Origin of the sequence: Synechococcus sp. BS56D, from assembly GCF_004332405.1 — a bacterium.
GTDB lineage: Bacteria > Cyanobacteriota > Cyanobacteriia > PCC-6307 > Cyanobiaceae > Synechococcus_C.
Genome location: NZ_PHQU01000005.1, coordinates 72,186 through 86,282, shown reverse-complemented (window position 1 = coordinate 86,282; position 14,097 = coordinate 72,186). Strand labels below are relative to the sequence as shown.

The following is a 14,097-nucleotide window of genomic DNA, read 5'->3' as shown; positions in this document are numbered from 1 at the left end:
AGGCGTTATTCCGTTCAAGAATTCCGCCCGGATGGCCCAGCTCTTCTACGACTCCGATGCTGATCTCTCGCTGCTTAGCGGCAAGACGGTGGCCATCGTCGGCTATGGCTCCCAAGGCCATGCCCACGCCCTGAACCTCAAGGACAGCGGCGTCAACGTCGTGGTGGGCCTTTATGAGGGCAGCCGCTCCGCCGAGAAGGCGAAGGCGGATGGCCTGGAAGTGCTGAGCGTGGCCGATGCGGCCGCCAAGGCTGACTGGATCATGGTGCTGCTGCCCGATGAATTCCAGAAAGACGTCTATGACAAGGAGATCGCGCCACACCTGAGCGCCGGCAAGGTGCTGAGCTTCGCCCACGGATTCAACATCCGCTTCGGCCTGATCAAGCCCCCCGCCGATGTGGATGTGGTGATGATCGCCCCGAAAGGCCCTGGTCACACCGTGCGCTGGGAATACCAGAACGGTCAGGGCGTTCCCGCCCTGTTCGCGATCGAGCAAGACGCCTCCGGCAACGCCCGTGGGCTGGCGATGGCCTACGCGAAAGGCATCGGTGGCACCCGCGCCGGCATCCTCGAAACCAACTTCAAGGAGGAGACCGAAACCGATCTCTTCGGTGAGCAGGCCGTGCTTTGCGGTGGCCTCTCTGAGCTAGTGAAGGCCGGCTTTGAAACCTTGGTGGAAGCTGGTTATCAGCCCGAGCTCGCCTATTTCGAGTGCCTCCACGAAGTGAAGCTGATCGTGGACCTGATGGTGAAGGGTGGCCTGACCGCCATGCGCGACTCCATCTCCAACACTGCGGAATACGGCGACTACGTGAGTGGCCCGCGCCTGATCACCGCCGATACCAAGGCAGAGATGAAGCGGATCCTCTCCGACATTCAAGACGGCACCTTTGCCCGCAACTTTGTGGCCGAGTGCGAAGCCGGCAAGCCTGAAATGAAGAAGATCCGCGACCGCGATGCCGAGCATCCGATCGAAAAGGTGGGCAAGGGCCTGCGCTCCATGTTCAGCTGGCTGAAGGCCGCCTGATCAGGGGCCATTCACCCTTTTCTCCTGGTGATCGCCGCCGCAGGTCTCGACCTGCTGGTTGGAGATCCCCGCTGGTGTCCCCATCCGGTGATCTGGATGGGGCGCTTGATCACAATCCTGCGAGCAGGGGTTGAACGCCTGGCTGGCGATCGACCCTGGGCCCTGAGGGCGGGCGGCACACTGATCACCATGCTGCTGGTGGGCGCTAGTGCCGGATGCGGCTGGTGCATCGAAAGAGCGGCCCAACCAACGCTGTCCCCGCTGTTCTCAGCCTCGGGAACGGTCCTTCTGGTGATCGGTTTGGCCAGTGCCTTGGCCGCGCGCAGCCTGCGGTCCAGCGTGTTGGCAGTCCTCAAGGCGCTTCCAAGTTCAGATGGCGGTGACCTGTCATCGGCACGCCAACGACTGAGCTGGATCGTTGGACGCCAGACGGATGGCCTGCAAGAACCGGAGATCCTGCGAGCCGCGGCGGAAACCGCCAGTGAAAACGCAGTGGACGGAATCTTCGCGCCCCTGTTTTGGATGTTGGTCGGTGCTGGCCTCTGGCAAATCGGCTGGCAAGAAGGTCCCGGTCCGCTCTGCCTGGCCTGGGCCTTCAAGGCCAGCAGCACCCTTGATTCGATGCTGGGTTATCGAACCGGAAGGCTTCGCTGGCTAGGGACCGCTGGAGCGAGGCTCGACGATTGGCTCACCTGGCTGCCCTGCCGCCTGGTGATGGTGAGCCTGCCCCTGATCTGTCGCCCTTGGAGCACTTGGCTACGGCTGGTGCGTGCCGCTGAACGGGATGGCCGCCCTGATCCATCACCGAATGCAGGACGCTCCCAGGCGATCTATGCCCACTGCGCTGGTGTTCGCCTCGGCGGCAGGAATCGCTATGGCGACCGCTGGGTGAACAAACCAGTCCTCGCAGGTGGCATGCCCGATGTCAATCAGAGCGCCGTGCACAGAATCCTGAACCTCAGTCTTGCCCTTGAAGGGGCATGGCTTCTGGTCGCTCTCATGATCAGCCGTCTGGCCGTCGCTCAGTAAGCGCCCCGATCCATCGGGAGCAGGAGCACGCCGAAGGTGCGCAGGATGATCGCCAAGTCAAGAAGGAACGAGCGACCACGGGCGTAGGCCAGATCCAGCCGCACACGCTTGGCGTAGCTGAGGTTGTTGCGTCCACTCACCTGCCAGAGCCCAGTGAGGCCAGGGCGCACAGCGAGGACCTCATCCATGTAGGGCCCATAACGCTCAATCTCCTTATCAACGATCGGCCGAGGGCCGACCACACTCATCTCCCCCCTCAACACGTTGAGGAACTGAGGAAGCTCATCCAGACTCGAGCGACGCAGGAAACGTCCGATCGGGGTGATGCGGGGGTCCTGACGCAGCTTGAAGTCCCGCTCAAATTCGGCGCGCATCGTTGCTGATTCAGCCAGCACCCTGGCGAGCACCTGATCGGCATCGGCACGCATGGTGCGGAATTTGATGCAACCGAAATGCCGATAGCCGCGCCCAACACGCCGCTGCACGTAGAACACCGGACCGGGAGAACTCAGCTTCACCAGCACGGCCAAAACAAGAAGTACCGGAGCACCGAGACTGAGCACAGTCAGGGCAAACACCACATCGCCGCTGCGCTTGAGTGTGCGACCGAAGCCACTCTGCTGACGCACGAGCAGGCCAGCCGGCAGGGTGGAAGGTGGAGCGGCAAGCAATCGCAGATGTCGACGGCTGGCCTGACGACGCAGGGTGCTAACCATTTCGTTTCCCACGCGTCTCATTCCACTCAATCGCAACGCCCGAGCTCCGGCAGCCCACCAGGGTCACTCGCCGCAACGGCACAGGCCTTCCGATGGGCCAGCCAGAGGCGGTCGACAAGCGTCTCAAAGCGGGACGCAAACGCCTCCGGACGGAAACGCTCGGCCCACAGGCGAAGGGACTCAGGGGCAAGCTCCTGCCAGAGGCGCCGCTCTTCAAACCAGCGCACTGCCTCAGCAACAGCGGCCGGAGTTTGCTCAGAAAACAGCACGCCAGTCGGGGCGGACACCCCGGCCGCCGCACAGCGGACACTGTCAAGCAAGCCGCCCCGTCCAAGAGCGATCACAGGCGCACCGGCCGCCATCGCCTCCACTGGGGCAATGCCGAAATCTTCGAGGCCGGCATACACAAAAGCCCGGCAGGTTCCCATCAGCCTCTCGACCTGATCCTGGGGACATCGTCCAAGGATCTGAACGGATGGTCCCGCCAATCGCTCCAGGGCAGGGCGCTCTGGCCCGTCTCCAACCACGAGGAGTGGCAACCCAAGGCGATTAAAGGCCTCCACCACCACATCCACCCGCTTGTAGGGCACGAGACGGCAGACGCAGAGATAGACGTCAGAGCGTGGGAGGTCCCAGCGGAAGCGCTCCACCTGCACCGGCGGATGCAGAACCTGAGCCTCGCGCCCCCAGAACTGTTGAATCCTCCGGGCCGTGAACCTGGAGTTGGCCAGAAGATGATCCACCCGCTGCGCACTGAGCTGATCCCACTGGCGCAGTGCATGCAGCTGCCAGCGGATGAGTGATCCGAAGCCACGACGCACCAGGGCAGAGCGACGCAGATAGGCGTGCATCTGATCCCAGGCGTAACGCACGGGAGTGTGCACGTAGCTGATGTGAAGCTGATCGGGGGCCGTAAGAACTCCCTTGGCCACCAGATGGCTACTGCTGATCACGAGGGGGTAATCGGAGAGATCGATCTGCTCGATCGCCAGAGGCAGGAGGGGCAGATACTGCTGCACATGGGAGGTGCCCCAGGGCAGCGCCTGAATCGGGCTGGTCAGAATGCGACGCCCCTGCCAGCGGCTCCCAGGGCGACCGCTTTCTCCATCCACGAGTGCCGCAAGATCAGGCCTGATGCCCCGGGTAGCGAGATGGTCATCGATGGCCGCCACCACCTGCTCAGCACCACCCACCGAGCGAGGGGTAAACCAGTCGTGCACCAGAGCAATGCGACCGGGCAGATGTGGCAATGCCTCGCCTGGCATCAAAAGGGGGGCTCAGATTCATCACGAAGTCTCTCAGCAGGTTGCGCCTGTCGAGCGCCCTCTCGAAGCTGGATCCATGTCCACGACGAACATGGCGATCCACGCCCTGCTGGAGGAGTCGCTGAGCGAACCTTCGATTGGAGAGACCAGCTGCTTCCGATGGCATGCCACCCCTGTTGGCATTGCCGCCCTCTGGAACAAAAGTCAGTCACCGCTCACGCCTCCCTTTGAGGATGCGATGAAAGAAGGCTTGCAGGTGGGCTTGGATCTCAGCCGTGAGGAACGGGAATTTCACCAGGTGAGCCAGGGCTTGGTGCTGTTATTTCACTCCTGATCCATCGACCAAGCCGGATGAAAAACGGAGAGGGTGGGATTCGAACCCACGAGGGTGTGACCCCTACACGATTTCGAGTCGTGCGCATTCAACCGGACTCTGCCACCTCTCCAAACGCCGATTAGGCGCACCTCACTTTAGGGGGCGACCCGTTGCCTGCCTCAGGTTCACACGGCGGCGACCGGCCTGAAGCAACAGCAGCCCCTGTCCCGCCATCTGTTCTGGAGCCTGCAGTTCCAGCCCCGCACTCGCCAGTCGCTGGCCTGGAGCTAAAGGCGGCTGCCCCTGATGTTCCGCCAGCACCGTGCGCGCGAGAGCACGCCAGCAATGCAAAGCATCGCTGGCCACAGGATCGAGCAACGCAACCCAATCAAGACGACGATGGCCATGGGCCTCAACGAGACGGCGGGCCAGGGCACAGCTCCGCCGATCCCCATGACTGCTCACGAGAGCGGCCCGCCCCTGATGACGCGCCAGCAGCCAATGGCGCCCCCACTGCTCCACCACCACCAGCCCATCGGCAAGCTGCACCATCGCCTGGATCAGCACCGCCAGCAGCAACAACGGCAGGGTTCGCAAGCGAAGACCACACCAGTGTTGAAGCAACCAAGGCAGCAGTCCCAGCACCAACAGCAGCACCACCCAGGGCTGAGGACGACCGGTCAGCAGCTGAGCAAAAGGCCACTGGCTGATCCAAGTCACCATGGCGATCAGCAGCGCCGCCAGATGCTTCACGGGCCAGATCAACCAGGGCAGAAGCAGCAGGGTGCCCCCCTCGGGGAGGACGAGCACCACGAGGGCCAGGGCCATGGACGCCAGGGTGAGGGGAGCCAGGAGAGGCGCAGCCAGCAGATTCGCCACCAACGCATACAAGGGCGTCGAACCGAAGTGCAGCAGCTGAAGCGGCAGGGTCCAGAGCAAGGCCGCCAACGGCACCGAAAGAGCGGTGGAGAGCCATGGGCCGAAGCGATGCGGCCATCGGGCCGCCAACCAGAGCTCCAGTGGCCGGGCGGTGATCACCAGACCGGCCGTGGCAGCAGCACTCAACTGAAACCCGATCGAGTGCAACCAGGCCGGGTGGATCAACAACATCAGCACAAGACTGAACACCAGCACCCCCAACGGTCGACTGCGCTGCCCGCCCTCGCGAATCAATAGCGCCACCGAACCCATCAACACCGCTCGCACCACGGAGGGCTGGGCACCAGCCAGGGCCAGAAACAGCCCCATCGCTCCGGCACCGCTGCTCAGTCGCAATGCCGCCGGCCAGGATCGGGCCAGAGCAAGGGTGGTTCCAAGCAGGACCGACAGATGAAAGCCTGAAGCCGCCAGGGCGTGGGAGAGGCCAGCGACCCGAAAGCCATCGCGCAGCTCGGCGGAGAGTTGCACCTGGGCACTGCCGAGCACCAACGCCGCCAGCAGACCGCCTCGATCCGGACCGGCCGCATCCCGAAATTGAGCGGCAATCCGTCGCCGGGCATCGGCCAGGGGGGTCCAGTCCTGCCCGGTGACCTCCAGCGCCTTGGTGCGGAACTGACTCCAGGCCCCATGGGCCGCCAGTCGTTGAGCCGGTGCACTCAGCAGGGGATGGGCCGCAGGTGCCGGTGCTCGCAAACGCCCCCTGGCACGGATCCAGGCACCCGCTCTCAATCCCTCCCGGCAGGGGCGCCACTGCAGTTCGGTGCGCCCCGGTCGGCGTTGGCCATTGATCCGATGCACCTGCACAAGCGCCCGACAGGCCCCATCACGCAGGGGACCATCAACCAGCACGCGACCCTCAAGCCAAAGCATCGCGGCCTGAGACTTGGTGCTAATCAACGCTGCTGGATCCTGGGGCCCAGGGTTGGGTGCGGAGGCCCACAGCAAGCGCAACGACAGCAGAGCCATCAGCACAAACAGCAGCAGGATCCGCGCTTTCGGCAGACGGGCGGGCATCGCTCAGGGACAAGGCTTCCCTGAGCATTCCCCCGGCTAAGGCTGTTTCAGGAGAGGGAAACCAAGCGCCTCACGCTCCGCCAGCCAGGCCTCCGCGACTTTGCGGGCCAGATTGCGGATGCGGGCGATGGTGGCGGTGCGCTCGGTCACGGAGATCACTCCCCGGGCCTCAAGCAAGTTGAAGGTGTGGCTGCACTTCAGAACGAAGTCAAGAGCCGGTGCAGGCAGAGCCTTCTCGATCAGTGCCGCGGCCTCAGCTTCATAGATCGCGAACAACTGCTTGAGTCGCTCAGGATCGGAAGCTTCGAAATTGAAGTGGCACTGTCCCTTTTCGAAGGGAAGCCAGATATCGCCATAGCTGCGCTCTGCGTTCCAACTCAGATCCCAGATGCTCTCGACATCCTGGAGATACATGGCCAGGCGCTCCAGGCCGTAGGTGATTTCAATCGACACCGGACGACAGTCGATGCCTCCGCACTGCTGGAAATAGGTGAACTGCGTCACCTCCATGCCATCCAGCCAAACTTCCCAGCCCACGCCCCAGGCCCCAAGGGTGGGCGACTCCCAGTTGTCTTCCACGAAACGAATGTCGTGCTCGGCCGCCTTGATCCCCAAGGCCTCAAGGGAGGCCAGGTAGGTCTCCTGAATGCCATCGGGTGATGGCTTGATCAGCACTTGGTATTGGAAATAGTGCTGTGCCCGGTTGGGATTGTCTCCGTAGCGCCCATCGGTGGGTCTGCGGCAGGGTTCGGGATACGCCACCGCCCAGGGTTCCGGCCCGATCGCTCGCAACACCGTGTGCGGACTCATGGTGCCGGCGCCTTTTTCGGTGTCGTAGGGCTGCAGCAGCAGACACCCCTGGTCGGCCCAGAAACGATTGAGGGTGCTGATGATGTCCTGGAAGTGCATCCGCTGGCGGCCGATCGCACGCCATTCTCCAGCCGAAGGGTCCCCCTACCGGCTCAGGGAGAAGCAGCGATGCAAGTGGGCGATGGCGTGATGCCGATGGGGATTGCTGCGACTCGGACTCATCATTCCCAACCAGAAGCTGCCATCCCCCTGGAAGACGAGCACAGGCTTGGCGGATGCTTTGCCGTGGGAATCCAGCAGCGACATGCAGAGCTTTTCTGCCACTTCCATGCCCTTCGGCCGAGCTCGCAGGCGACGCAGCACCGGATCCACCTGCGAGAACGAGACGAAGGTGGCGCGCTGGGAGTCGGTCACCAGGATCATCCCGTCAAGCCACTGCACCTCAAGGAGCAGGTCCTCGATCGAGGAGAGCAGAGAGGGGAGAGGGAACGCCACGGCCAAGCACCGTTTTCTTAATCATTTCTTTCTAAACCCATCACCGCCCTGGTCGCAAGCGACACAGCGTGAGACGAGATGGATGGTCATTTTTTCAGCAGCAACAGACCCATCTGCCCCCCGGCGAGGGGGCGATGGTGGGCTTCAAGGAAGCCTGCGGCCAAGGCCATCTGCTCCTGAGCCGGGCCAGTGGCAAAACGTTGGAGACTGGCCTCTAAGTAGGCGTATTGATCACGCAAGCCCGCCATCGCAGCGGCTGGCACCACCAGCCTGCGCAAGTAAGCCCGCTGAAAAGCTTCCGCAGCACTGCCGGACGGTTGCCGGTTGAAATCCAGCACGGCAGCCCGCGCCCCGGGCTTCAGCACCCGTTGCAGCTCTCGCAGCCCCGCGGCGGGATCTTCCAAATTGCGTAACCCGTAGGCCATCACCGCTCCATCCAGAGCCGCGGAGGGGAGGCCTGTCGCGAGGGCATCTCCCTGTTGCCATCGGACAGGCAACCAGGGCTCTCGGGATGCCCGCTCCTGGGCCCGCCGCAAGGGGGCGGCCGCCGCATCGAGGCCCAGAACCTCACCCCCCGGACGTAGACGGCGGGCTAGCGCCAGGGCCAGATCCCCTGTGCCGCAGCAAAGATCAAGCCAGCGCTCGCCCGGACGGGGCTGCAACCAGACCAGCATCTGCCGCTTCCAATGGCGATGCAGGCCAAGACTGAGCAGGTCGTTCAGGCGGTCGTAACGGGGCGCAACAGCGTTGAAGAGCTGCTCAACGGCGGCGGGATCTCCGGGTTTCAAAGGGACCGTTCTCAGAGCGGCAGGCCGTTCAATGTCATCACCATGACCGTCGCGAGGCCCACGGCCGCAGAACAGACCATGCATCCAGCCAGCATGAGCGAAAACTCCTGCTGATCAACAGCCGTCTGCATCAATTGCAAGGCCCAAGCCACCAAGGCGATAACTGCAAGCACTGCAGCCAAGCCAACCGGCAGAGCCCAGGCGCGTTCGACCAGGGGCAGACCAGCCACCGCAGCCTTTCACATAACTTCATTGATCCTAAGGAGCTGATCAGGCCTGCGCGGGCCGGATCGGCAGACCCCGACGCAACAGATCCGCCTTGATGGCCTCCACGGTCAGCACCCCGTCATGGAGCAGCGAAGCCAACAGGGCGGCCGAGGCCTGCCCCCCCGCTGGCCCCTGATCGAGCGCGGCTGCGATGTGATCCAGGCATCCCGCCCCTCCTGAGGCGATCACAGGCACGGGCACCGCCTGGGCAACGGCCCGCGTGAGCGCAAGGTCGTAGCCCGCCTGGGTGCCATCGCCATCCATAGAGGTGAGCAGGATTTCCCCCGCACCAAGCTCCGCCACCCGACGCGCCCACTCCACGGCATCCAGACCGGTGTTCTCACGTCCCCCCTTGACGTACACATCCCAGCCGCCGCCATCCCTGGCCCGGGCATCGATCGCCACCACGATGCACTGACAGCCGAACCGTTCGGCGCCCCTGGCCACCAGCTCAGGCTCACGCACGGCTGAGGAATTGAGGCTCACCTTGTCGGCCCCCGCCCGCAGAAGCTCGGTGATCCCCTCCACGGAACGAATCCCACCTCCAACGGTGAAGGGAATCGTCACCGCTTCAGCGGTGCGACGCACCAGATCCACCAGGGTGCCGCGCCCTTGATGACTGGCGGCGATGTCGAGAAATACCAGTTCATCAGCCCCGGCCTGGCTGTAGCGGCAAGCCAGCTCCACCGGATCACCGGCATCGCGCAGCCCCACAAAATTCACGCCCTTGACGACACGACCGTCAGCGACATCCAGGCAGGGAATCAGGCGAAGGGCAACCATCAAGCATTTGGCGAAGATCGGGGGCGCAGCTGTTAGGGTGACGCCCACTTTCCAAGCCTTGCAGGCCATGTCACAGCAGGCGGCAGTCACCATCGACATCGGCTCCAAGGTGCGGGTCACGCGAGTGCGCGATCGCATTCCGGCAAGCCTCGTGGAGCTTCTCAAGAAGGACGCCACTGGCACCGTGACCGATTTCCGGACCACCGATGGCAAAGGGATCGGTGTAGTGGTGGAGCTCAGCAATGGCGCCACCTGCTGGTTCTTCGATGACGAAATCGCCCCCGCCTGAGGCTCAGGCCCATGAGTGACGCCCGTCAACTGCTTGGCATGAAAGGTGCCAGCGGCACCACCAACATTTGGAAGCTGCGCCTGCAGCTGATGAAGCCGGTCACCTGGATCCCCCTGATTTGGGGTGTGGTCTGCGGTGCCGCCGCCAGCGGCAATTACCTGTGGCGTTGGGATCACTTTCTGGCGGCCTTGGCCTGCATGGTGATGAGCGGTCCGCTCCTGGCGGGCTTCACCCAGACGATCAACGACTACTACGACCGGGAGATCGACGCGATCAACGAGCCCTACCGGCCGATCCCCTCCGGTGCGATTCCGCTCGGTCAGGTCAAGCTTCAGATCTGGGTGCTGCTGTTGGCAGGACTGGCTGTGGCCTGGGCCCTGGACCTCTGGGCAGGACATCAGACCCCCGTGGTGCTGCTACTGGCACTCGGCGGCTCTTTCGTGAGTTACATCTATTCCGCTCCACCCCTAAAGCTGAAGCAGAACGGCTGGCTCGGGAACTATGCCCTTGGGGCCAGTTACATCGCCCTCCCCTGGTGGGCTGGCCAAGCCCTGTTTGGACAGCTCACCTGGGCAACGGCCATCCTCACGCTTGCTTACAGCCTTGCCGGTCTTGGCATCGCCGTTGTGAACGACTTCAAGAGCGTCGAAGGCGATAAGGCCCTAGGCCTTCAATCGCTACCGGTGGTGTTTGGTCTTGAGAAAGCCAGCTGGATCAGCGCAGGAATGATCGATGTGTTCCAGCTGCTGATGGTTGCCGTTCTCATCGCCATCGGACAGCATTTCGCTGCTGTGTTGCTCGTGCTCTTGATCGTGCCCCAGATCACTTTCCAGGACATCTGGCTGCTGCGAGACCCCGTCGCCTTTGATGTGAAATATCAGGCCAGTGCCCAGCCGTTTCTGGTGCTCGGCATGCTTGTGACTGCTCTAGCTGTCGGTCACAGCTCCTTGACCCAGGTGATGTGAAGCGCACCCGCCGTCACTGGCTGATCCTGGCTGCCACAGCTGGAGGTGTGGGGATTGGCGTGGCCATGGGCCAGGCCGCGATCACTCAGGCCCTGGATGCCACCCTCCCCGACGCCAGGGGCATCGCTCGCTTCAACCGCCCCGGCACCATCACCCTGCTCTCCAGCGATGGGCAGGTGATTCAAAAGCTGGGCCCGGCAACGCGAGAGAAGATCGAGCCGGGGCAGATGCCTGAACTGGTGAAGCAGGCGTTCGTGGCCGCGGAGGATCGCCGTTTCTATGAGCACGACGGCGTTGACCTCTGGGGCATCAGCCGCGCCGTGGTCACCAACCTCCGCCAAAGGGCGGTGCGTGAAGGCGCCAGCACGATCACTCAACAGCTGGCCCGCACCGTTTTCCTCAGCCAAGACCGCACCATCACCCGCAAGCTGAAGGAGGCAGCCCTCGCTTACAAGCTTGAGCGGCAGCTCAGCAAAGAGCAGATCCTTGAGCAATACCTCAATTACGTCTATCTCGGCTCCAGTGCCTACGGCGTCTCCGATGCCGCCTGGGTGTATTTCTCCAAGACGCCTGATCAGCTCACCCTGTCGGAAGCGGCCCTGATCGCCGGCCTGCCACCGGCCCCCTCGATCTACTCCCCCCTAGTGAATCCAGAGCTGGCCCTGGAAAGGCGCTCCATCGTGCTGGAGAGGATGCAACAAGCGGGCTTCATCAATGCCGCGCAGGCCGAGGAAGCGCGTCGCAGTCCCCTGAACCTCAAACCAGCGACCCCCAAATATTTCAACAGTGCCGCCCCTTACTTCACCAGCTGGGTGGCGCAGCAGCTGCCGCGAATCCTCAGCCCCGAGCAGCTCGAGGTGGGCGGCCTGAAGATCCGCACCAGCCTCAACCTCAACTGGCAGAGGGATGCCCAGAAGGTGGTGCGTGAATTCGCCCCCAACGGCACCGAGGGCTCGATCGTGTCGATCGAACCGGGCACTGGCCTGGTGAGGGTGATGGTGGGCGGAAAAGACTTCAACACGAGTCAGTTCAACCGGGCGACCCAGGCCCTGCGTTCCCCTGGATCCACCTTCAAGCTGTTCCCTTATGCAGCGGCGATCAACGCGGGCGTCAAGCCAGAAGACATCTTCAATGACGCCCCTCGCTGCTGGAGGGGCTATTGCCCCAAGAACTTCGGCAATAAATATTTCGGTCCGATCTCCCTGGCCGATGCCCTCAAGAATTCCCTGAACACGGTTGCCGTGCAGTTGCAGGACAAGGTGGGGTTCGATCCGATCATCGCCATGGCCAACAACCTGGGGATCGGCACCACGCGCCCCTTGGGCAAGTACTACCCGATGGCAATCGGTGCCTACGAGCAAACGATCCTCGACATGACCGCCGCCTATGCGGCAGTGGCCAATCGCGGGGTCTATGTGAAACCGAGTGCGTTTGAAGAGATCCGCGGACCCGGCGGGGAGGTGCTCTGGAGTCGTCGGGTGGATGGCGATCGGGGCAGACGCGCCGTCGACAGCGACGTGGCCGACGCCATGAACTGGATGCTGCAGCGGGTGGTGGAGGGGGGCACCGGGGTTGCCGCCAAACTCAACGACCGTCCGGTGGCCGGCAAGACCGGCACCTCAGAGGGGGCCCGGGACCTGTGGTTCATTGGCTCCATTCCCCAACTCACCACCGCCGTCTGGTTCGGCTTCGATAACAACGCCGACACCAAAAGCAACAGCGGCGAAGCGGCCTGGGCCTGGAACCAGCTCATGACCAAGATCAAGGAGCAGTTCCCGGTGCAGAACTTCCCCCCTAAGCCTGAGCTGAAGCGCACCTTCAAGAAACCCGGCAGTGAAGCGAAAAAGCCTGGCCAGAACCAGGAGGCTCCCTTCCGGGGCTATGAATACAACCCCGATCCAACGATCTGGGCACCCGAGTCCACAGACCCCAACCAACCCGCTGCCCCTCAGGCCCCACCACCGCGCTACATCGCCCCGCCCGGCGGCCCACCGGTAGATGAGAACTTCAGGCCTCTGCCGGTGCAGTGATGGTCTCGTTGGGTAGACCCGACGTGGTGATCACAGCGGCATAGAACCCGTCTCCCCCGGTTGGATCAGGCCAGCGCTGCTCCTCGGAGATCAGACGTAGAGACGGTTGGGCCTTGAGAAGGGTCGCAATCTGCCGATGGTTTTCCGCCGGATGGATCGTGCAGGTGGCGTATACCAAGCGACCACCCGGAGCGAGCAGGGGCACCATGGCCTCCAAGAGACGGGCCTGAAGAGGGAGCAACCCAGCCACGCTCTCAGGCGTCACCCGCCAACGGGCATCGGCATGGCGAGCAAGGGTGCCCAGGCCAGAGCAAGGGGCATCGAGCAGGATTCGCTGAAACGCTCCTCGCCATTGGGGGCGATCCTGCAGCAAGTCGCCAGCATCAGCCGCCAGGGCATTCACGCAGCCCAGACCCAATCGACCGGCATTGGCTGCAACCCGCTGCAGGCGACCAGCGGAGCGATCCACGGCCCACACCTCACCGCAATCGCCCATCAGCTCCGCCAGATGGGTGGCCTTTCCACCGGGGGCGGCGCAGGCATCCAGCACCCGATCGCCAGGCTGGGGCTCCAGCAGGGGCGCCACCCACTGGGCGGCACGGTCCTGCACACACCACTGCCCCTCCTCAAACCCCGGCCACTGGCGCAGATCACCACCGGATCCGAGCACCTGCAATCCATCGGGGCAACCCTCGATCGAGCGGGTCTCGAGGCCGGCAGCGCTCAGGGCTGCCGAGACAGCTTCTGGGGTGCTGCGCAGCCGATTGATGCGCAGGTCAAGGGGCGGCACCTGATTGCAGGCGCGGGCCACCAGCTCCGCCTGCTCGGCCCCGCACCAATGCAGCAATTCCCCTGCAAACCAGTCCGGCAGGGAGTGCAGCAGAGCGAGCTGACCTGCGGGATCGGAGGGCAGCGGCAATGACTCCCCCGCCTCATGGGCCCGCAAGGCGGAACGGAGAAGGCCATTCACCACCGGCGCCAGTCGCCCCAGCCCATGGCGTTTCGCCAGCTCCACCGTGGTGTTCACCGCCGCCGCCGCCGGGATCCGCTCCATCTGCAGCAATTGATAGAGACCCAGATGCAACAGCCAGCGCAGACGGGGCGGCTGCTTGAGGGCCGGCACCTTGCCAAGCCGATCAAGCCAGGCATCCAGCCAGCGACGCCGCCGGATCGCGCCATAGGCCAATTCCGTGGCCAGGCCGCGGTCAGCCGCGGAGACCGACTGTCCGCGTAGGACCCGCTCTAGGGCGACGTCGGCATAGGCCCCAGCCGCCACAGCCTCCAGCACCTCCCAAGCCAGACGGCGCGGGGCAAGGCCCACCGCAGGGGTGCTGATGGCGGACTCAGGCACGGGCATCGGCAGC

15 protein-coding genes and 1 tRNA gene are annotated in these 14,097 nt (G+C 63.7%); 6 read left to right on the top strand and 10 right to left on the bottom strand.

Features of this window, described 5'->3' with window-relative positions; genetic code table 11:
• The first annotated feature begins 31 nt into the window (after positions 1 to 31).
• Together ilvC and cbiB are read left to right on the top strand one after the other, a co-directional pair.
• On the top strand, positions 32 to 1,027 hold the full coding sequence (ilvC, locus tag CWE17_RS08355; RefSeq protein ID WP_131456171.1) for a ketol-acid reductoisomerase: 996 nt from the start codon (positions 32 to 34) through the stop codon (positions 1,025 to 1,027).
• Positions 1,028 to 1,054: 27 nt separating this feature from the next.
• Positions 1,055 to 2,056 carry an adenosylcobinamide-phosphate synthase CbiB gene (cbiB, locus tag CWE17_RS08350; protein ID WP_131456169.1) on the top strand — a complete coding sequence of 334 codons (1,002 nt, stop codon included), beginning with the start codon at positions 1,055 to 1,057 and terminating at the stop codon, positions 2,054 to 2,056.
• Here the strand turns inward: cbiB and CWE17_RS08345 are convergent.
• Positions 2,050 to 2,772: a sugar transferase gene (locus CWE17_RS08345; RefSeq protein WP_236629715.1), complete on the bottom strand. Its 723-nt coding sequence runs from the start codon at positions 2,770 to 2,772 to the stop codon at positions 2,050 to 2,052. The genes cbiB and CWE17_RS08345 overlap by 7 nt on opposite strands.
• Before the next feature lie 26 nt (positions 2,773 to 2,798).
• Positions 2,799 to 4,037, bottom strand: coding sequence for a glycosyltransferase (locus tag CWE17_RS08340; RefSeq protein WP_131456165.1), 1,239 nt, complete (start codon positions 4,035 to 4,037; stop codon positions 2,799 to 2,801).
• Positions 4,038 to 4,113: 76 nt separating this feature from the next.
• Between CWE17_RS08340 and CWE17_RS08335 the strand changes: the two genes are divergently transcribed.
• On the top strand, positions 4,114 to 4,371 hold the full coding sequence (locus CWE17_RS08335; protein WP_185189932.1) for a hypothetical protein: 258 nt from the start codon (positions 4,114 to 4,116) through the stop codon (positions 4,369 to 4,371).
• A gap of 25 nt (positions 4,372 to 4,396) precedes the next feature.
• On the opposite strand, the gene CWE17_RS08330 is transcribed toward CWE17_RS08335, so the two are convergent.
• From CWE17_RS08330 to hisF, 7 genes are all read right to left on the bottom strand, one after another.
• Positions 4,397 to 4,483: transfer RNA gene (locus tag CWE17_RS08330), tRNA-Ser, on the bottom strand.
• Positions 4,484 to 4,503: 20 nt separating this feature from the next.
• Positions 4,504 to 6,306 carry a ComEC/Rec2 family competence protein gene (locus tag CWE17_RS08325; RefSeq protein ID WP_131456163.1) on the bottom strand — a complete coding sequence of 601 codons (1,803 nt, stop codon included), beginning with the start codon at positions 6,304 to 6,306 and terminating at the stop codon, positions 4,504 to 4,506.
• A gap of 36 nt (positions 6,307 to 6,342) precedes the next feature.
• The gene (gene glyQ, locus CWE17_RS08320) at positions 6,343 to 7,215 is read right to left on the bottom strand and encodes a glycine--tRNA ligase subunit alpha (protein ID WP_131456161.1); all 873 of its coding nucleotides are present in this window, start codon (positions 7,213 to 7,215) and stop codon (positions 6,343 to 6,345) included.
• Between the two features lie 45 nt (positions 7,216 to 7,260).
• Positions 7,261 to 7,611 carry a hypothetical protein gene (locus CWE17_RS08315; protein ID WP_131456159.1) on the bottom strand — a complete coding sequence of 117 codons (351 nt, stop codon included), beginning with the start codon at positions 7,609 to 7,611 and terminating at the stop codon, positions 7,261 to 7,263.
• 86 nt (positions 7,612 to 7,697) lie between these two features.
• Positions 7,698 to 8,399, bottom strand: a complete 702-nt coding sequence (gene ubiE, locus CWE17_RS08310; RefSeq protein WP_131456157.1) for a bifunctional demethylmenaquinone methyltransferase/2-methoxy-6-polyprenyl-1,4-benzoquinol methylase UbiE — start codon at positions 8,397 to 8,399, stop codon at positions 7,698 to 7,700.
• An 11-nt stretch (positions 8,400 to 8,410) separates the two neighbouring features.
• Positions 8,411 to 8,629 carry a hypothetical protein gene (locus tag CWE17_RS08305; protein ID WP_240789333.1) on the bottom strand — a complete coding sequence of 73 codons (219 nt, stop codon included), beginning with the start codon at positions 8,627 to 8,629 and terminating at the stop codon, positions 8,411 to 8,413.
• 40 nt (positions 8,630 to 8,669) lie between these two features.
• Positions 8,670 to 9,449 carry an imidazole glycerol phosphate synthase subunit HisF gene (gene hisF, locus CWE17_RS08300; protein WP_131456155.1) on the bottom strand — a complete coding sequence of 260 codons (780 nt, stop codon included), beginning with the start codon at positions 9,447 to 9,449 and terminating at the stop codon, positions 8,670 to 8,672.
• A gap of 67 nt (positions 9,450 to 9,516) precedes the next feature.
• Between hisF and CWE17_RS08295 the strand changes: the two genes are divergently transcribed.
• Genes CWE17_RS08295 through CWE17_RS08285 form a run of 3 tightly spaced genes read left to right on the top strand, consistent with a single transcriptional unit; the run spans position 9,517 to position 12,733 of the window.
• Complete coding sequence (locus CWE17_RS08295; protein WP_131456153.1) at positions 9,517 to 9,738, top strand: DUF2862 domain-containing protein; 222 nt, start codon at positions 9,517 to 9,519, stop codon at positions 9,736 to 9,738.
• 11 nt (positions 9,739 to 9,749) lie between these two features.
• Complete coding sequence (chlG, locus tag CWE17_RS08290) at positions 9,750 to 10,703, top strand: chlorophyll synthase ChlG (protein ID WP_131456151.1); 954 nt, start codon at positions 9,750 to 9,752, stop codon at positions 10,701 to 10,703.
• Positions 10,700 to 12,733: a transglycosylase domain-containing protein gene (locus tag CWE17_RS08285; RefSeq protein WP_131456149.1), complete on the top strand. Its 2,034-nt coding sequence runs from the start codon at positions 10,700 to 10,702 to the stop codon at positions 12,731 to 12,733. The genes chlG and CWE17_RS08285 overlap by 4 nt, the downstream gene beginning before the upstream one ends.
• Here CWE17_RS08285 and CWE17_RS08280 read toward each other — a convergent pair.
• Positions 12,711 to 14,090, bottom strand: coding sequence for a 16S rRNA (cytosine(967)-C(5))-methyltransferase (locus CWE17_RS08280; RefSeq protein WP_131456147.1), 1,380 nt, complete (start codon positions 14,088 to 14,090; stop codon positions 12,711 to 12,713). The two genes, CWE17_RS08285 and CWE17_RS08280, sit on opposite strands and share 23 nt — an antisense overlap.
• Positions 14,091 to 14,097: the final 7 nt, after the last annotated feature.